The organism is Streptomyces katrae (assembly GCF_002028425.1).
GTDB lineage: Bacteria > Actinomycetota > Actinomycetes > Streptomycetales > Streptomycetaceae > Streptomyces > Streptomyces katrae_A.
The window spans coordinates 1,797,998-1,816,704 of the sequence record NZ_CP020042.1 but is presented as its reverse complement, the minus strand read 5'-3'; the positions used below and the strand labels follow the sequence as shown (position 1 = coordinate 1,816,704).

The window sequence follows — 18,707 nt, the reverse complement described above, 5'->3', positions numbered from 1 at the left end:
AGAGCGCGTACTGCATTGTCAGAGCGCAGAGTTGAAGATCGGTGCCTGCGCGTGACGGCCGGATTCCGACGGCAGTACCCGGCCGAGGGCCGCGGCGACGGGCGCACTGCGGACGTCGATCTTGTCGAGCGGGACCCGGCGGTCCTTGTCCGCGCCGGTCGGCGGGGTGGCGGAAGTGTTCATGGCACCGTCCTCGGGGAGGCCGTAGGGAATGGGAGGGAATGACTCCGGCGCGCCGCCGGCGTCTGGCTCGGACTTTACTCGTCCGCACCCCATTGGCAACCGAGACATGACGCCTGGTCAAGCGTTCTATAGAAAGAGTGGGGGAATAATCGAGGTGCCGTATTCGGCCGTTCGCCGCACGGCAAGATCCAGTTCTCCGAGGGTGCCGGGCGGGTGCCCGGATCCGGTCGGTAGCGTGGGCGGATGCCCACGTCACCCGCACTTCCCGTCATCCTGCTCCTCTCCGGGAGCCTGCGCGCCGGCTCGGTCAACGAAGCCGTGCTGCGCACCGCCGAATCCGTGGCCGCGCAGTCCGCCGCCGGGGCGCCCGCGTCCGTGACCGCCGTGCGCTACGAAGGCCTCGGGGACCTCCCGCACTTCAACCCCGACGAGGACACCGACCCGCTGCCCGCCCCCGTGGCCGCGCTGCGCGGGGCGATCGCCGGGGCGGCGGCGCTGCTGGTCTGCGCCCCGGAGTACGCGGGCACCCTGCCGGGCTCGTTCAAGAACCTCCTCGACTGGACGGTGGGCGGCAGCGAGATCTCCGGCAAGCCCGTGGCCTGGGTGAACGCGGCAGCCCCGGGCCGGGGCGGAGGCGCCGAGGCCACGCTGCGCACGGTCCTCGGCTACACCGGCGCGGCCGTCGTCGACGCCGCCTGCGTACGGATCCCGGTGGACCGGGGGACGGTCGGCGCCGACGGGACCGTCACCGACCCCGCCGTCCGCGCCCGCCTGGCCGAGGTGCTGGCCCTGCTCGCCGGGGCGGCACGGGACACGCCGTAGGCCCTCAGGCCGGCTGCTGTTCCTCCACGGAGGGGGCGGGCAGTTCGCGCAGCAGCCAGGTGAGGACGTGGGGCAGCGCGCGCAGGGCCGCGAAGTGCGCGGCGTCCGGGTCGATGGTGGTGGTGGCGCCGGGGATGCGGCGGCCCAGCCAGCGGGCGTGGCCCACGGGGGAGAACACGTCGAGCTCCCCGTGCCAGATCAGCACGGGGCAGCGGATGTCGGCGGGGTCGAACCCCCACGGGCTGCTGGCGGCGAGCATGTCGTCGATCCACCCGTACGCCGAAGTGCGCACCCCCTCACGGTAGTTGCGCAGCAGCATCGACCGCAGGCCCGCGTCCGAGACGATCATCCGGTCGCTGGCGGTCAGCTCCCGGCGCAGCTCGTCCAGCAGCCGCCCGGGGTCCCGCGCGATACCGCTGGCGCGCGGGATCAGCCGGGCCGTGAGCTCCTCGGGGTCGGCGGCGGCGGTGGTGTACTCCCGGACGTTCGAGGCGGCCATCCCGGCGAACCAGTCCAGGTCCTCCGCGTCCCGGGGCGCGATCGGGACCAGGGCCGCCGTCCGCGTCACCCGCTCCGGCAGCAGCGCGGCGCAGGCCAGGGCTCCGGGGGCGCCGCCCGAGCGGCCGGCCACGGCGAAGGTGTCCACGCCGAGGGCGTCGGCGACGGCGGCCACGTCCTGGGCCACGTCGGCCACCGTGCGCCCCGGATGGCGGTCGGAGCCGCCGTAGCCGGGCCGGTCGTAGGCGATGAGCCGCACCCGCCGCTGGTAGAGGACCATGCCCCGGGGGGCCGGGCCGAGCCGGCTGCCGGGCATGCCGTGGAGCAGGAATACGGGTTTGCCGTCCGGGTCGCCCCAGTGTTCCGCCGTCAGGACGCGTCCGTCAGCGGTGCGCACCTCTTCGCGCACGCGCTCCCTCCCTCACGTCAGGCGCGAGCAGTCAGGGTGATTGTGCTCCCGGGGAGGGCGAAGCGATAGGGCGCGACGGCCGGTCCTGAGGGTTCGGACAGCCCTTAGTACTCCAGCAGCGGATCGTGTCCTGAGCTGGTGGTTGTCGTTGTCAGTGCATGGTGGGGATGGTGGAGGCCCAGGGGTGGGCTGCGGAGTTGGAGTCGGTGTTCGCGCGGGTGGCGGGCCGGTTCGGGCGGGCGGATCTGCGGTGGCGGATGCGGGACTACCTGCGGGGGCTGCTGGTTCCGGTGGCGCGGAAGAACGGCTGGCAGCTGGCCGAGTACGCAGGTCACCGCACCCCGGACGGGTTCCAGAGACTGCTCAACTCCAGTGTTTGGGACGCGGACGCACTCCGTGACGATGTCCGCGACTACGTCGCCGGCAAGCTCGGTCCTGGTGGTGTGCTGATCGTCGACGACACCAGGTTCGTCAAGAAGGGCAGCACCTCGGCGGGGGTGGGCCGGCAGTACACCGGGACGTCAGGGAAGATCGATAATTGCCAGATCGGGGTGTTCGCGGCCTACGCCACCAGCCGCGGACGGGCCCTGGTGGACCGGGATTTGTACCTTCCCAAGGCATGGACCGGTGACCGGGAACGCTGCAGGGCGGCGAAGATCCCCGACGAGCGGCAGTTCGCGACCAAGGGCGAGCTCGCGAAGGCCATCGTGACGAGGTGTCTTGCCGCGGGCCTGCCGGCCCAGTGGTTGACTGCGGACGAGGCATACGGCCAGGAGTGGAAGTTCCGGCGCCTGCTCGAGGAGCTCGGGGTGGGTTATGTCGTCGCAGTGCCGAAGTCGCAGCAGGTCAAGAGCCTGGCCGGGTTCTGGCGGATCGACGAGCTGATCGCCCGGGCCCCGGATGACGCCTGGCAGCGGCTCTCCTGCGGTGACGGGGCGAAAGGGCCTCGCGTCTATGACTGGGCGAGTGCACGCCTGCCGCCGATCGGCTTCTTCGACGGTGACGAGCCCACCCATCACCGCTGGGTGCTCGCCCGCCGCAGCCTCACCCAGACTGACGAGATCGCCTACTACTTCGCCTATGCGCCCGTGACCTGCACGGTTGCAGATCTTGCGAGGGTGGCCGGTGCCCGGTGGGCGATCGAGGAGTGCTTCCAGGCCGCGAAGAACGAGTGCGGCCTGGACGAGTACGAGGTCCGCCGCTATCCGGGCTGGTATCGGCACATCACCCTGGCCATGCTCGCCCACGCCTTCCTCGCCGGCCTCGCCGCGGACGAGGCGGCAAAGGGGGCCGCAGAAACGACCCCACCTGCAGCATCGTCGCTCTCACCGTGGCAGAGATCCGACGGCTCCTGGAACATCTCCTGCCCCACCACCGAACAGGCCGACCTCGTCCACGAGAACACGCACTGAACTGGTCCCACTGGCGCCGACGCCGCCAGGCCACCGCACAGCGCAGTCACTACCTGAGAAGAACCAGCTCAGGACACGATCCGCTGCTGGAGTACTAGGGCGGCGAGCGGCGAGCGGGGACCGGGTGCCGGGTGCCGGGTGCCGGGTGCCGGCAGGTGCGGCGTACACCGCCCGCCAGTCCACCCAGGGCCGCACGACCGGAAGCAGGGCTACGTCCTCAGCCGAGAACAGCGGGACGACCGTCACGCCGCCCTGACGCTTGTAGTCGATCTCCACCGATCCCACGGGTGAGACGAACCCGAGCCGCACGCAGCCATCGAAGTCGACGCGGCGCACGCCGAGCCGGCGGGCGGCCTGATCCGGGCCGTGGGGCACGTGCCAGTCGAGAAGGACCGGCAGGGCCCGGCGCCGGGCAAGGGCAGCGACCTGGTCCGGGTGGACATCGGGGCAATCGACGTCTCCGCCCAGGTAAACCAGGCGGCTGGCCTTCACCAGGTGGCCAACCGCCGCAGCAGCCATCCTCGGGCGGCACCGCAACGGCTCCCCCAGGGCCTCCGTCAGCCGGTACGCAGCCACCCCAGCACCCATCGGGCCCCGCAGCGCAGCGCGGACCGCCTCAGGGTCGGCGGCCCCCACCACCGCCCGGGACCACCAGCCCCGGCCCGCATCCGCCGGCGGCACTAGACCACAGCCGGCCCGCCGCAACTCCCATCGCACATCAACGGCCCGACGGCCGGACCGCGGCCGAAACACGCCGAGCCTTCCCGTCAGGCCGGGATCGAGAATCCCGAAACAAGCCGTGTGAGTGGTCACAGCCGTTCGTTGATGGCTGCTACGAGGACGGTCGCCTTGTAGCGGATTGCGAGCTTCTTCGTAGCGCGTCTCGCCGTGCGCGGCACGGCCCCTGGCCGGAGACCCAGTGGAGACCAAACTGCACACCGCAGTCTGCAGCGGCAAGATCACCCTGGCTCAAGCGCAAAAAGGCCATCGTCACCGACTGGACCACTGCACTCGCCTCACTGGGCCTGGGATAGGCAAGCTGGCCGTAGCGGACCCCCGCTTGCGTCGTCGACCAGTTCCCGGGCGCGGGGGCGACCGACGGAGGAATGAGTCGGGTGGAGAAGCGCAGTCTGACGGAGTCGGAGCCTGCAGCCGGCCGCGTGGAGCGGCACACGGTGCGATTTCGGCTGGCAAAAGGGGCTCCTCTCCCGGTTGTGCAGGCGTGGGTCGATGACGAGGGCCCGTTTGCTTTCGTGCTGGACACAGGAGCGTCCATGACGGTTGTGTCTCCTAGGGTGGCCAAACGCCTTGGGGGACAGGGCCGCCGTTTCTCGACTGGCGGCGGCGCGGCAGTTGCCGCGACGGGGCAGGTCCCCGTCGCAATCGGCACCGTCGCATCGCTGCGGGTCGATTCCTTCCACGTCAACGATCTGGCGGTGGCAGTAATGAGCTTGAGGCGCGTGCGGAAGGCCGCGAAAACGCGGATCGACGGCATCGTGGGCTTCAACGCCTTCCGTGACTGCCGCCTCACGATCGATTACCCGAAGGGGCGCCTTGTCTTTGAACGAGACGGCGATGGGCCGTCCTGCCATCAGGCGTCAACGAGTTGAGCGGCTACGATGACTCCCTGCTGGCGAAGGAGCTCAAGTCCAAAAACACAGGCTTTGTCAGGCGCAATGCCGTCCAATTCCGGATCGAGCTTGCCGAAAGCTTCGCCGATCTCACGCACGGTCCGCACACCGTCGCACAGTTGCAACAGCTGCGCGGAAAGGTGACTCACCTGAATGAACTCCGTGCGGTCGTCGTTAACGCGCCGCTCCGCCATCAGCGATGAGCTTCGTTGAACCTCGGCGGGATCTCCTTTCTCCTTCAGACAGAGAATGAGTCCGTTGTAGTCGGTTCCCAACTCAGCTAGGCGCACGCTGGTGGAGACACGGGGGACCGCCTCCAGGTCCATCGCCTCGGTGAGCTCCAGGACTCTGGAGGGGAACGAATTGTGTGGCTCATCGTCGGCATCCGGAACCACCTCCCCGAAGGCCGTCTCGAATTGGACCATCGCCGCCACGGCGAAGAGGTCGTCGTCACGGGAAGGCAGAAAGTACTCGACCAGGAAGCAGAGAAAGTCGGAGCGGAACTCGAGCGCGGCGTAATACGTCGAGAGGTCTGCATCCTGCTGCGGATCCTGCGCATGGCGATCTCGGCGCCACGCACGCCAGGCGTCGAATACCGGCAAGACATTGCCGGTTTGCTGGTGCAGCGCCACCAGTACCCATCGGAAGCGCTGCATTCCGTTGAGAACGAAGTCCCTGAGCTCTTTGAGGTACTGTCGTTCCAACCAAGGCGTGGGAACGGCGTAGAAATTCGGGAAGATGTCGGGATGCTGCTCAATCATCTCCCGATCCGCATGGCTTTGCCGCCACCCCTGATAAGACATGTCCGAGTAGATGTCGTCGAGGACCAGCTGATCGCGGTAGCGAGAGTGGATGGGTGTTTCGGCCAGCGGGGCGAGCAGGTGGAGCTGTGGGGCCGCGTGATCGAGACGCAAAGCGTCGAGCATGAAGGCGACCGTGTCCCGCAGGTCTTCCATGGTCTCCTCGGGGAAACCAGTGATCAGGGAGACGGCGGTGGTGATACCGTGCCGGTCTGTGCACTCGATGCGGCGGGTGGCTTCGGATAGGTCAATTCTCTTCTTGACGATCTTCTGGAGTCGCGCCGATCCTGTTTCGATCCCGAAGAAGATCCCCTTGCAGCCAGCTTTTGCCATTAGTGCGATGAGCTCGTCGTCGACGCAGTCGGTCCGCGCGCTGCAGTTCCAGTGGAATGTCTCTCCGGATGCCAGCAGGGCTTCACAGAACTGAACGACTCGCTTGCGATCTACGGTGAACATGTCATGCACGAGATCGAAGGTGGAGATTTTATATTCCTGCTTGATTTTTCTCATTTCGTTGATCACTCGCTCGGGCGACTTGAGGCGGAATTGACGCCTGAAGAAGTCGTTTGTTGAGCAGAATTCACAGGCAAAAGGGCAGCCGCGTCCCAGTTCCAAAGGAATGTATCGACATTCCTTGATGTGGGGGTACAGGTGGAACGCCGGCGTGGGCACAGCGTCGAGATCGCTGATCACCGGCGCGTTCTCGTTCCGGATCACCTCGTCACCCTCTCTGAAGGTGACACCTGGGATGGCCTGCAGTGAGCTGCCGGCCTCCAGAGCATCGAGCACGCTCGGCAGCGTCACCTCAGCTTCGCCCCGCACGATGCAGTCGACGCATGCGAACTCCCGGAGAGTCGCAACGTCAACCACGGATGCCTGGGGCCCTCCGAGGATGATGATCGCGTCCGGCTTGAGCTGCTTGAGCTGCTGCGCCATGCGCAGCGTGAGCGGGTAGCTGCTGCAGATGGTGCTGAAGCCGAACACGTCTGAGGAAAACGACTCAAGGCGATGCACTGCGAAATCGCAGAAGCTGAGACCCTGCTCATCCCGTTCAACGGAGCGGAGGTATTCGTAGTACCAGCGATTGAGGTCGACGACGTCCGGTTCTTCTCCCCTTCCGTCGAGAATCGATGCCAGGGTCAGTACGCCGATTGGCGCGTGTTCGGCGATCAGGCGAATAGCTTCGCTCTCTGCGACGGAGGGGTCTTCGAAGTCGGTCACGGTCGGCGGGCTGATCAGACAGGTTTTCATGAGAAGCACTCGCTTCCAAGTCGGGTGGCGGAGACCTCGCCGACCAGCGTTCGGGGCCGACGGCTCCGCGCCATGCCGACGAGGTCACTTGCTACTTACTTCTCCACGATTACAACCACCACCACGATTACGACGTCCTTGCTCTTCAGAGCGTCGGGTCCGCCCATCGATTCGATGACGTTGTTGCGGAACTTGTCCTTCAGGGTCTCGATTTCCGACTCACTGAGCCCCAGGTTGGGCAGTACGAGGACAGCCTTCTGTTCTTTCTGCGGCCTCTTTCCGGCAGATTGTTCGGACATGGTGGCACCCTTCTATGTGCAGGGACACCGCTGACCGTCTGGCATGTGCCAGCGGCAACGGGGCTTTCAAGTCCAGCAGGCGGTACCCCCGCAACAGCGCATTGGGCCATTCGTGGGCAGGGTCACTGCATGATCGGACTTTGTCCGGGTTGATCACGTGAGGCCGAGAGCCGACAGCGGTCGGAGGTAGTCGCGGCTGGTGCGCCGGACGGCGGCGGCGATGTTGGTCTCGCCGTTCTGGCGAAGAGGCTGATGGCGAGGTTGTGCAGGCTGGCCATGGTGCGGGGCAGGGTCCCGGTGCGGACCTTGGATACGTCCTCGCGGAAGGTCCGGTCACGTACGTGGTGCAGGAGATTCTCGATGCCCCAGTGGCCCCTCCCGGCGACGAGCTCTGCCGGGGTGACGTCGAAGACATCGAGGCTGGTGATCAGGTAGACGCGCTCGATCGTCTGCTTCCCGGTGGAGGGGTCGCGGAGCCACCGTGCGACTTGGATCGCCTGCCGGGCGCCGGGGTAGTCAATGTGGCGGAACGCGGCGACCTTGAGACGGCAGATCTCAACGCGGTGGTGAGCCCAGTCGCGGGTGTGGTGGTCCAGTGGGATCTCGGCCCAGGGCAGCTTCCTGATCTCTTCGCTGCGGTCATGGCCTGGGACCGTCCGTGCGCGTGGGGGCGTCGGGCTAGCTGACCTGCTAGTACTCCAGCAGCGGATCGTGTCCTGAGCTGGTTCTTCTCAGGTAGTGACTGCGCTGTGCGGTGGCCTGGCGGCGTCGGCGCCAGTGGGACCAGTTCAGTGCGTGTTCTCGTGGACGAGGTCGGCCTGTTCGGTGGTGGGGCAGGAGATGTTCCAGGAGCCGTCGGATCTCTGCCACGGTGAGAGCGACGATGCTGCAGGTGGGGTCGTTTCTGCGGCCCCCTTTGCCGCCTCGTCCGCGGCGAGGCCGGCGAGGAAGGCGTGGGCGAGCATGGCCAGGGTGATGTGCCGATACCAGCCCGGATAGCGGCGGACCTCGTACTCGTCCAGGCCGCACTCGTTCTTCGCGGCCTGGAAGCACTCCTCGATCGCCCACCGGGCACCGGCCACCCTCGCAAGATCTGCAACCGTGCAGGTCACGGGCGCATAGGCGAAGTAGTAGGCGATCTCGTCAGTCTGGGTGAGGCTGCGGCGGGCGAGCACCCAGCGGTGATGGGTGGGCTCGTCACCGTCGAAGAAGCCGATCGGCGGCAGGCGTGCACTCGCCCAGTCATAGACGCGAGGCCCTTTCGCCCCGTCACCGCAGGAGAGCCGCTGCCAGGCGTCATCCGGGGCCCGGGCGATCAGCTCGTCGATCCGCCAGAACCCGGCCAGGCTCTTGACCTGCTGCGACTTCGGCACTGCGACGACATAACCCACCCCGAGCTCCTCGAGCAGGCGCCGGAACTTCCACTCCTGGCCGTATGCCTCGTCCGCAGTCAACCACTGGGCCGGCAGGCCCGCGGCAAGACACCTCGTCACGATGGCCTTCGCGAGCTCGCCCTTGGTCGCGAACTGCCGCTCGTCGGGGATCTTCGCCGCCCTGCAGCGTTCCCGGTCACCGGTCCATGCCTTGGGAAGGTACAAATCCCGGTCCACCAGGGCCCGTCCGCGGCTGGTGGCGTAGGCCGCGAACACCCCGATCTGGCAATTATCGATCTTCCCTGACGTCCCGGTGTACTGCCGGCCCACCCCCGCCGAGGTGCTGCCCTTCTTGACGAACCTGGTGTCGTCGACGATCAGCACACCACCAGGACCGAGCTTGCCGGCGACGTAGTCGCGGACATCGTCACGGAGTGCGTCCGCGTCCCAAACACTGGAGTTGAGCAGTCTCTGGAACCCGTCCGGGGTGCGGTGACCTGCGTACTCGGCCAGCTGCCAGCCGTTCTTCCGCGCCACCGGAACCAGCAGCCCCCGCAGGTAGTCCCGCATCCGCCACCGCAGATCCGCCCGCCCGAACCGGCCCGCCACCCGCGCGAACACCGACTCCAACTCCGCAGCCCACCCCTGGGCCTCCACCATCCCCACCATGCACTGACAACGACAACCACCAGCTCAGGACACGATCCGCTGCTGGAGTATTAGGACGGGCCGCTGCCCACCGCGGCCCCCGGCCGGCCGCGGCGGGCGACCGCGCAGGCCAGGGTGACGGCGGCCCCGGCCACCGCCCAGGCGGACAGGACCAGCATCGGGCCGGCCGCGCCGTTGCCCCGGAAGTAGGCGAGGGAACGCGCCGCGTACGTGCCGGCGCCCGGTGGCATGGCCGGGCCGATCGCCCGCCAGAACGGCGGCAGCAGCGGGTACGGGTAGGCGCCGCCCGCGCTGGGGTTGCCGAAGACCACGACCAGCAGGATCGCCAGGCCGATGCCGACCACCCCCGCCAGCCCCTGGAGGGCCAGGGTGAGCGCGCCGACCGCGAAGACCACCAGGGTGCCGAGCCCCCACAGGGCCGGGACCGGGCCGGGCAGGGCGCCCAGCACCGGGCCCGCGATGACCGCGCCGAGCAGCCCGGCGGCGATCGCGTACAGCAGCAGCGCGCCGAGCCGGATGACGGCGCGGTGGACGTTCGCGGGCCGGGCGCCGGCGCTGATGGCGAGGATCGCGGCGCACAGGTAGCCGCCCACGCACCAGCCGACCACCAGGTAGAAGGAGCTCAGGCCGCGGCTGTCGCCCCGGTCGGCGGGGGCCACGTCCACGACGGCCAGCTCGCGGCCCTGGGACTTCTCGGCCAGGCCGACGACCTGCTCCAGGGCCTGGGAGAGGGAGGCCCCGGCGCCGCTCGCCACCAGCAGCCGGTCGTCCGGGCGGGCCGGGTCGACGATCAGCGCGCCGTCCGCCTCCCGGTTCCGGATCCGGGCGAGTGCCGTCGCCTCGTCCGCGACCGCCCGCGGGTCGAGCGGCTTGCCGGGCAGGGCGGCGAGCCGCTCCGCGGTCCGGGCGGCGAGCGGCTGCGCGGGGGCGGCCACCGCGAGGGGGATCTCGCGGGGCCGCGGGTGGTGGAAGGCCCCGATGTACGAGGTGATGAAGGCGAGCTGGAGGGCCAGCACCCCCAGGACCAGCACGGCGGCCCGGGTGGTCACGGCGTCCTTGATCTCGGCGAGGAACCCTCCGGAGGCGGCCGCGTCGGTGTCGGTGCGGGGGGTGGGCTGGGTCATGTCCCCACGCTCCGCGCGCCGGGGACCGGGCGCAGCAGGGGCGGGCCGAATGGGTGATCGAACAAGTGTTTCGCACGGGTATTCGAATTGCTCTATGGTGGAGGGAGAAGGGGGAGGCAAGAAGGACGAGGGAAGCAGGAGGGCCGCGGGTGCCCGGGTTCACGCATCTGCACACCGTTTCGGGGTTCTCCGTGCGCTACGGCGCCTCGCACCCGCAGCGGCTGGCGGAACGCGCCGCCGAGCGGGGCATGGACGCCCTCGCCCTGACCGACCGCGACACCCTCGCGGGCGCGGTCCGCTTCGCGAAGGCCGCCGCGACGGCCGGGATCCGGCCGCTGTTCGGGGTGGACCTGGCCGTGTCCCCTGCGGGCCCGCTCGCCGGGTCCGGCCTGCCCGCCGGTGCCGGTGCGGGCGGCCGGGCGGGCGGGGCCGAGGCCTCGTACCGCCGGCGCGTGCCCGTCAGGGGCGGCGCCTTCGTGGACGAGTCCGCCCCGCGCGCGCTCTTCCTGGCCCGCGACGGGGCCGCCGGCTGGGCGGAACTGTGCCGCCTGGTCACCACCGCACACGCCCCCGCCCCGGCCGGAGCCGGGCTCGCCGCCGTCGACGGGACCGGCTGGGCCGGGCACCCCGCCGGAGGCTCCGGGCAGGCCCGGGTGCCCTGGGAGGCGCTGGGCGGCGGCGGGGTGTTCGTGCTGCTCGGGCCCGGGTCCGAGGTGGGGCGGGCACTGGCCGCCGGGCGCCCCGACCGGGCCGCGCGGCTGCTCGCGCCCTGGCGGGAGCGCTACGGCGACGCCCTGCGCCTGGAGGCCGTCCACCACGGCCGCCCCGGCACCGGCCCCGGCTCGCTGCGCCTGGCCGCCCGTACCGTCGGCTTCGCCGCCGAACAGGGCGTCCCGGCCGTGCTGACCAACGCCGTCCGCTACGCCGACGCCGGCCAGGGGCCCGTCGCCGACGTCCTCGACGCCGCCCGCCGGCTCGTCCCCGTCGACCCCCGAGGCCCCCTCGACAGCGGCGAGCGCTGGCTGAAGGACTCCGCCGCCATGGCCGCCGCCGCCGACCGGATCGCGCAGGCGGCCGGGCTGCGCCCCGCCGACGCCCGCCGGCTCCTCGCCCGCACCCGTGAGACCGCCGAGGCCTGCGCCGTGGACCCCGAGGACGACCTCGGCCTCGGCTCCGTCCACTTCCCCGAGCCCCGCCTCGTCGGCGCCGCCCACCGCACCGCCCAGCGGGTCCTCACCTCCCGCGCCTGTGCCGGCATGGTGCTGCGCGGCTACGCGGGCGAGCGCGCCTACTGGGACCGGATGCACGAGGAGCTCGACGTCATCGCCTTCCACGGCTACGCCTCGTACTTCCTGACGGTCGCCCAGGTCGTGGACGACGTACGGGAGATGGGCATCCGGGTGGCCGCCCGCGGCTCCGGCGCCGGCTCCCTCGTCAACCACCTCCTCGGCATCGCGCACGCCGACCCCGTCGCCAACGGCCTGCTCATGGAGCGCTTCCTGTCCCGGCGCCGCCGCGTCCTGCCCGACATCGACATCGACGTGGAATCCGCCCGCCGCCTGGAGGTCTACCGCCGGATCCTCACCCGCTTCGGCGCCGAACGCGTCGCCGCCGTCGCCATGCCCGAGACCTACCGGGTCCGCCACGCCATCCGCGACGTCGGTGCCGCACTGTCCATGGACCCGGCCGCCGTCGACCGGCTCGCCAAGGCCTTCCCGCACATCCGGGCCCGCGACGCCCGCGCGGCCCTGGCCGAACTGCCCGAGCTGCGCGGCGTGCGCGAGGACGTACAGGGGGAGGAGCACGCCCGGCTGTGGGACCTCGTCGAAGCCCTGGACGCCCTGCCGCGCGGCACCGCCATGCACCCCTGCGGGGTCCTGCTCTCCGACGCCACCCTCCTGGCGCGCACGCCCGTGGTCCCCACCAGCGGCGAGGTCCCCCTCGGCCCTGCGGGCCAGGGAGGTGCCCCCTTCCCCATGTCCCAGTTCGACAAGGAGGACGTGGAGGACCTCGGCCTGCTCAAACTCGACGTGCTGGGCGTGCGGATGCAGTCCGCGATGGCCCACGCCGTCGCGGAACTGCGGCGCGCCACGGGGGAGGAGCTCGACCTGGACGACCCCGCGCAGGTGCCGCCGGACGACCCGGCGACGTACGGGCTGATCCGCTCCGCCGAGACGCTGGGCTGCTTCCAGATCGAGTCCCCCGGCCAGCGCGACCTGGTCGGACGGCTCCAGCCGGCCGTCTTCCACGACCTGGTCGTCGACATCTCCCTCTTCCGGCCCGGGCCGGTCGCCGCCGACATGGTGCGCCCCTTCATCGAGGCACGGCACGGACGCGCCCCCGTCCGCTTCCCGCACCCGGACCTCGCCGACGCACTGCGCGAGACCTACGGAGTGGTGGTCTTCCACGAGCAGATCATCGAGATCGTGCACGTCATGACCGGCTGCGGCCGCGACGAGGCCGACCGGGTGCGGCGCGGGCTCTCCGACCCGCAGTCCCAGGGCCGGATCAAGGCCTGGTTCGCGGCGACGGCGGCCGGGCGCGGCTACCCGGCGGAGGCGGTCGCCCGGACCTGGGAGATCGTCGAGGCCTTCGGCAGCTACGGGTTCTGCAAGGCGCACGCGGTGGCCTTCGCCGTGCCCACGTACCAGTCGGCCTGGCTCAAGGCCCACCACCCGGCCGCCTTCTACGCCGGGCTGCTCACCCACGACCCCGGCATGTACCCCAAGCGGCTGCTGCTGGCGGACGCCCGGCGCAGGGGCGTGCCGGTGCTGCCGCTGGACGTGAACCACTCGGCGGTCACCCACCGCATCGAACTGGTGTCCGACGGGTCGGGCCGTCGGGGGCCCGGGCGCTGGGGGCTGCGGCTCGCCCTGTCCGACGTCCACGGCATCAGCGAGGCCGAGGCCCTGCGCATCGAGACCGGACAGCCGTACGCCTCCCTGCGCGACTTCTGGGACCGCGCCCACCCCGGCCGCCCGGTGGCCGAACGGCTCGCGCAGGTCGGCGCGTTGGACGCCTTCGGGGCCAACCGCCGCGACCTGCTCCTGCACTTGACGGAACTGCACGGCGCCCAGCGCGCCGCCGGGATGAAGGACGGGGCACAACTGCCCCTGGGCGGCGGCCGGTCCACCGCCCCCGTCGGCCTGCCCGACCTGACCGAGGCCGAGCGGCTCAGCACCGAGCTCGGCGTCCTCGGCATGGACGCCTCCCGCCACCTGATGGACGGCCACCACGCCTTCCTCGCCGAACTGGGCGTGGTCCCGGCGCGCCGCCTGCGCGAGACCGCGCACGGGCGGACCGTGCTCGTCGCGGGCGCCAAGGCGGCCACCCAGACCCCGCCGATCCGCTCCGGCAGACGGGTCGTCTTCACCACCCTGGACGACGGCACCGGCCTGGTCGACCTGGCCTTCTTCGACGACAGCCAGGAGGCCTGCGCGCACACCGTCTTCCACTCCTTCCTGCTGCTGGTGCGGGGCGTCGTGCAGCGCCGCGGGCCGCAGAGCCTGAGCGTGGTCGGGGCGGCCGCCTGGGACCTCGCGGAACTGGTCCGGCTGCGCGAGGACGAGGGCCTGGAAGCGGTCACGGCACGGCTGGCGCAGCCGCTGCCCGAGGGCCCCGGGGACAGCGGCCGGCGCATCCACCTGGCGACCGGCTACGAGATGAACCCGTGGGCCGACCTCCAGCCGCCCGGCGAACGCGCCGCGACGGGCCGCAAGCTGTGGCACTCCAGCCCGGGGAGCGCGGGATGACGACGGCACCGGTCCCGACGGCCGCCCCCGTCCCCGCTCCCGTCCCCGACCCCGGCGGGCCCGGGCTGCTGCACGTCCGCTGTGGCCCCGCCGTGGCAGGGGAGGGCTACCGCGAGGTGCTGGAGCTGCTGCGCGAGTTCTCCCCGCTGGTCCAGGCCCTGCCGCCGCGCGCCGCGCTGGTCCAGGTGCGCGGCGCCCGGCGGTACTTCGGCGCCGACGCCGCCCGCATCGCCGAGGTGGTCCGGCTGCGGGCGGTGGCCCGGCTGGGGACGGACGTACGGATCGGCGTCGCCGACACCTGGGCGGTGGCGGCCATGGCCTCCGCCCGGATCGACGGACCCGGCGGGGTCCTCGCCGTGCCCGGGGAGCGGGTGCCCGGCTTCCTCGCACCCCTGCCGGTGGAGTCCCTGTACGGGCTCGGCTCCCGCCAGGCCGAGGCGCTGCGCGGGTTCGGGCTGCACACCGTCGGGGCGCTCACCCAGGTCCCGCCCGGGGTCCTGGAACGGATCCTCGGCAAACGGGCCGGGCGGCTCGTCGCGGAGCGCGCCCGCGGGATCGACCCGCGCCCGGTCACCCCGCGCGGCCTGCCCTCCTCCGCCGCCGTCCGGACCGGCTTCGCCCGCCAGGAACTGGACGGCCCGCACGCCCGCGCCGCCCTGCTCGGCCTGGTGGTCCGGCTCGGCGCACAGCTGCGCGGCCGCCGCCAGGCCGCCCGGTCCCTGTGCCTGACCCTGCAGTTCGCGGGCGGCACCCGGTGGGAACGCTCCCGCCGGCTGGCGGAGCCCTCCGCCCACGACGAGGACCTGCGCACCCTCGCGTACCGCCTGATGGACGCGGCGGGCCTGCAACGGGCCCGGCTGACCGGCATGGTGCTGCGCGCCGAGGACCTCACGGCGGCGGAGGGCGTGACCCGGCAGCTCTCCCTGGACCCGGTCCGCGAGGCCCGCCTCACGGTGGAAGCCGCCATCGACCGCGCCAACGCCCGCTTCGGCCCGGGCACGGTCCGTCCGGCTGCGCTCCTTCTCTAGGGCTCGGTTCGCCTCCGGGGCACTTGCAGCCGTGCTCCCAGGCCCGACCGTGCTCGAAAACCGCTCGTCCTCACGGTTTCCTCCGCGCGCTCGGGCCTGGGAGCACGGCGCGCCCCTTCGGCTCACTCGCCCGTGCCGACTTCGGCCAGGCCCCGGCGGGGCCGTGGGCCGGACCCTGGGCCGGGGCCGGACCGGAGGTCAGAGGTCGCCCAGCATCAGCCGGGCCGTTTCCGTGCGAAGGGGGGTGGTCTGGGCCTGGATCAGGTGGAACTGGGCCTCGCGGGAGAGCCGGCCCGCGGTGTGCCCGTACTGGATGGCCCGGCCCCCGGCCACCGCCACGCAGGCCGCCGCCGACCGCACGGCCAGGTCCAGGGCGGCGGCCCGCAGGGACAGCCGGGCCCCGGTCCCCTCGCCGGCCGGGAGTTCGTCGCGCAGGGCGTAGGCCTCGGCGCGCAGCCGGGCGGTCTTCTCGGCCAGGCGCAGGCCGAGTTCCTCGTACGGGCCCGAGCGGAGCAGGAAGTCCGCCGTGGCGCGCAGCTGGCCGAAGACGGCCGGCTGGGCGTCGGCGTTCTCCAGGTCGTAGGCCCGGATCCACTCCGCCCGGGGTACCACCCCGAGCACCCGGGAGTCGGGGACGAGGACCCCGCGCAGCTCGACGGAGGCCGTGTGCGTCCCGCCCATCGCCCACAACGGGGCCTCCTCGACGGCGCTCAGCCCCTCCACCCCGGTGCCGGGGGCACAGTCGACCAGGGCGAGGACCGCCTCGTCGCAGCCGGTGACGGCGCCGGCGTACAGGGAGTCGGCGACCCCCCAGCCCGTCACCCACGGCATCCGCCCGGCCAGCCGCCACCCGCCCGCCTCCCGCACCGCCGTGACGGGCGGGCGCGGACGGCGCAGGAAGGCGTAGCCCGCCGTCGGGCGCCGCTCCCCCCGCACGAGGGCCGGCAGCCAGCTCTCGCGCAGGGCGGTGCCCGCCGGGCCGGAGGCCTGGACGAGGGCCCTGGCCAGCGGGACGTGCTGGGTCCACACGAACCAGGTCGACGGGTCCACCGCCGCCAGCACCTCGTGGACCTCCCGGACCACCTGACGGGACGTGAGGCCGGAAAGCGGCTCCGGTTCGTATCCGATCAGCCCGTACGCCCCGCACGCGGCGAGCGCGTCCAGGTGCGTGCGCGGCACCCCCTCGGCCGCCGTCCGCTCCGCCCCGGGCCGCAGGACCCGTACGGCGGCCTCCGTGACGGCGGCGACCAGCGGGTCGGCCGCCAGCGCGGGCGGGGTGGCCAGGGCGGTACCGGTTCCAGGGGCCTCGTGCATGGCGGCGCTCACCTCGGGGTGGGGGTGGTCCAGGGCGTCCATCCTTCCCGCGCGGTACTGGAGGCACGCTGGACACGCGAGTTTTTACCGCCGCGTAACTTCCAAGTCTTGCTACTCGCCCGTAATTTAGCGGCAGCAGCTCCCCCCATGTGATCCGGATCACGGGACGGAACCCCCACACCATTCCCCTTGACCCGCAAGGAGATCACACGATGCTGCCCTGGAGACGCCTGCTCCGCCCGTTGGCCGTCCTCACCCTGGCCGCCGCCGCGCTCGTCGCCCCCACCGGCGCAGCGCAGGCGGCGTCCGCACCCAGCAGCGGCTGGAACAACTGGTCCTGCAAGCCCTCGGCCGAACATCCCCGCCCGGTCGTCCTCGTCCACGGCACCTTCGGCAACTCCGTCGACAACTGGCTCGGGTTCGCCCCCTACCTGGTCCACCGCGGCTACTGCGTCTACTCCCTCGACTACGGCCAGCTGCCCGGCGTGCCCCTCTTCAACGGGCTCGGCCCCATCGACAAGTCGGCCGGCCAGCTCGACGCCTTCGTCGACAGGGTGCTGGCCTCCACCGGCGCCGCCAAGGCCGACCTCGTCGGCCACTCCCAGGGCGGCATGATGCCGCGCTACTACCTGAAGTTCCTGGGCGGCGCCGCCAAGGTCAACGCCCTCGTCGGTCTCGCCCCCGACAACCACGGCACCACCCTGTCCGGACTCACCCAGCTGCTCCCGTACTTCCCCGGGGCGGCCGACCTGATCAGCACCGCCACCCCGGGCCTGGCCGACCAGATCGCCGGGTCCGCCTTCCAGCAGAAGCTGAACGCGGGCGGGGACACCGTCCCCGGGGTGGCCTACACGGTGATCGCGACCAAGTACGACGAGGTGGTCACCCCGTACCGGAGCGCCTTCCTCGACGGGCCGGGCGTCCGCAACGTGGTCCTGCAGGACCTGTGCGCCCTGGACCTCTCGGAGCACGTGGCCATCGGCCTGACCGACCGGATCGCCTGGCACGAGGCGGCCAACGCCCTCGACCCGGCGCACGCGGAACGGACCACGTGCGCCTCGGTCTTCGACTGACCCCTACCGCACGCTCCGGCGCGCCCCGGTAGCGCGGCGGCGGGCCACGGCGAACAGCACGGCCGCACCCACGGCCACCACCCCGGCACCCGCGAGGGCGAGCGCCGGGGTGGCGCCGTTCCCGCCGGTCTCCGCGAGGTTCTTGCCCTCCTTGCCGCCGAGGGGAGAGGGGGACGGGGCGGAGACCGGCGCGGCCGCGGCCGGGGAGGCGGCCGCCCGGCCGTTGGTCTCCGGGTCGTCGTCGCCGTGGCCGCCGTGCTCCACGGTGGACTTGCCGGCGCCGTCGGAGATCTGCCGGTCCGTCGGTGCCTTGGGCGGCTCGACGGGAGCGGGCCGCGAGGGCTGCGCGGACGCGCCCGCCCCGCCCGTGGCCGGCGTGGCCCCGGTGCCGCTGCCGCTGCCCGCCCCGTTCCCGCCGTCCTTGCCGAAGACCACGTCCGAGCAGGTGTAGAAGGCCTCGGGGCTGTCCGACCGCTGCCAGACGCTGAAGATGAGGTGCCGGCCGCTCTTCTTCGGCACGACCCCGCCGAACACGTAGTCGCCGTTCTGCATGGCCGGGTCGGTGGCCTTCGCGAAGGGCGCGGCTTCGAGGTCGGACCACTTCAGCGGCTTCGACGGGTCGTAGCCGTCCTTCGTCACGTACAGCTCGAACGAACCCCTGTGCGGGGCGGTCCCCTTGTAGCGGAAGGTGTGCGCCCCGGCCGTCATGGGGGTGGCCGGCCAGTCGGTGCGGGCCAGGTCCAGCCCCTTGTACTTGGGGTTGCCCGCCGAGCACAGCTGCCCGTCGGGGATCAGCGACCGGCTCTTCCCGGCGGCGTTCGCGATGTTCACCGCGTTCCAGTCGTAGAAGGCCTGCGGGCCGCTCGCGGCGACGGCCGCCCTGCAGGCCGCCGACTTCGGCGCCTCCGGCCCTTCCGCGTAGCACGCCGCCACCCGGCTGACCGGGTCCGTCATCGACCCGTGGGCGGCCGCCGGAACGGCCGCGTACGCGGCCACCGCGAGCGGGGCCAGGCCGGCGGCGGCGATACGGGCGGCGGTGCGGCGGCGTGCGCGCATGGGCGGATCTCCT

The 18,707-nt window shown here is 71.8% G+C and carries 14 protein-coding genes; 6 read left to right on the top strand and 8 right to left on the bottom strand.

The annotated features are described in order from the left end of the window. Nucleotides 1–18: 18 nt before the first annotated feature. Complete coding sequence (locus B4U46_RS36375) at nt 19–183, bottom strand: FXSXX-COOH protein (protein WP_100863911.1); 165 nt, start codon at nt 181–183, stop codon at nt 19–21. 243 nt (nt 184–426) lie between these two features. Between B4U46_RS36375 and B4U46_RS08285 the strand changes: the two genes are divergently transcribed. Further along, nucleotides 427–1,005, top strand: coding sequence for an NADPH-dependent FMN reductase (locus B4U46_RS08285; protein ID WP_079425437.1), 579 nt, complete (start codon nt 427–429; stop codon nt 1,003–1,005). A gap of 4 nt (nt 1,006–1,009) precedes the next feature. Here B4U46_RS08285 and B4U46_RS08280 read toward each other — a convergent pair whose 3' ends face one another. Next, nucleotides 1,010–1,912 (bottom strand): alpha/beta fold hydrolase, encoded by a 903-nt coding sequence (locus B4U46_RS08280; RefSeq protein WP_079425435.1) that lies wholly within the window; start codon nt 1,910–1,912, stop codon nt 1,010–1,012. 167 nt (nt 1,913–2,079) lie between these two features. On the opposite strand from B4U46_RS08280, the gene B4U46_RS08275 reads away from it, so the two are divergent. Both B4U46_RS08275 and B4U46_RS08270 read left to right on the top strand, forming a co-directional pair. After that, a complete protein-coding gene (locus B4U46_RS08275) occupies nt 2,080–3,324 on the top strand; it encodes an IS701 family transposase (protein WP_079431622.1) in 1,245 nt (414 codons plus the stop codon). A gap of 1,115 nt (nt 3,325–4,439) precedes the next feature. Then, entirely contained in the window at nt 4,440–4,934 is a 495-nt protein-coding gene (locus B4U46_RS08270) for a retropepsin-like aspartic protease (RefSeq protein WP_159402076.1), read from the top strand. On the opposite strand, the gene B4U46_RS08265 is transcribed toward B4U46_RS08270, so the two are convergent. From B4U46_RS08265 to B4U46_RS08245, 4 genes are all read right to left on the bottom strand, one after another. Beyond that, on the bottom strand, nt 4,916–6,976 hold the full coding sequence (locus B4U46_RS08265) for a B12-binding domain-containing radical SAM protein (RefSeq protein WP_159036804.1): 2,061 nt from the start codon (nt 6,974–6,976) through the stop codon (nt 4,916–4,918). The two genes, B4U46_RS08270 and B4U46_RS08265, sit on opposite strands and share 19 nt — an antisense overlap. A gap of 125 nt (nt 6,977–7,101) precedes the next feature. Then, complete coding sequence (locus B4U46_RS08260) at nt 7,102–7,305, bottom strand: hypothetical protein (protein WP_079425429.1); 204 nt, start codon at nt 7,303–7,305, stop codon at nt 7,102–7,104. 788 nt (nt 7,306–8,093) lie between these two features. Then, on the bottom strand, nt 8,094–9,338 hold the full coding sequence (locus tag B4U46_RS08250; protein ID WP_079431622.1) for an IS701 family transposase: 1,245 nt from the start codon (nt 9,336–9,338) through the stop codon (nt 8,094–8,096). A 59-nt stretch (nt 9,339–9,397) separates the two neighbouring features. Beyond that, a complete protein-coding gene (locus B4U46_RS08245) occupies nt 9,398–10,471 on the bottom strand; it encodes a DUF3533 domain-containing protein (protein WP_079425426.1) in 1,074 nt (357 codons plus the stop codon). Nucleotides 10,472–10,620: 149 nt separating this feature from the next. On the opposite strand from B4U46_RS08245, the gene B4U46_RS08240 reads away from it, so the two are divergent. Further along, the gene (locus tag B4U46_RS08240) at nt 10,621–14,223 is read left to right on the top strand and encodes a DNA polymerase III subunit alpha (RefSeq protein WP_079425424.1); all 3,603 of its coding nucleotides are present in this window, start codon (nt 10,621–10,623) and stop codon (nt 14,221–14,223) included. Continuing rightward, nucleotides 14,220–15,251, top strand: coding sequence for a DNA polymerase Y family protein (locus B4U46_RS08235; RefSeq protein ID WP_107438238.1), 1,032 nt, complete (start codon nt 14,220–14,222; stop codon nt 15,249–15,251). The genes B4U46_RS08240 and B4U46_RS08235 overlap by 4 nt, the downstream gene beginning before the upstream one ends. A gap of 198 nt (nt 15,252–15,449) precedes the next feature. On the opposite strand, the gene B4U46_RS08230 is transcribed toward B4U46_RS08235, so the two are convergent. Beyond that, on the bottom strand, nt 15,450–16,607 hold the full coding sequence (locus B4U46_RS08230; protein ID WP_079425422.1) for an acyl-CoA dehydrogenase family protein: 1,158 nt from the start codon (nt 16,605–16,607) through the stop codon (nt 15,450–15,452). Nucleotides 16,608–16,777: 170 nt separating this feature from the next. Here B4U46_RS08230 and B4U46_RS08225 point away from each other — a divergent pair, with 170 nt between their 5' ends. Then, nucleotides 16,778–17,638 carry an esterase/lipase family protein gene (locus tag B4U46_RS08225; protein ID WP_079425420.1) on the top strand — a complete coding sequence of 287 codons (861 nt, stop codon included), beginning with the start codon at nt 16,778–16,780 and terminating at the stop codon, nt 17,636–17,638. Nucleotides 17,639–17,641: 3 nt separating this feature from the next. Here B4U46_RS08225 and B4U46_RS08220 read toward each other — a convergent pair whose 3' ends face one another. Continuing rightward, complete coding sequence (locus tag B4U46_RS08220; protein WP_079425418.1) at nt 17,642–18,694, bottom strand: lytic polysaccharide monooxygenase auxiliary activity family 9 protein; 1,053 nt, start codon at nt 18,692–18,694, stop codon at nt 17,642–17,644. Nucleotides 18,695–18,707: the final 13 nt, after the last annotated feature.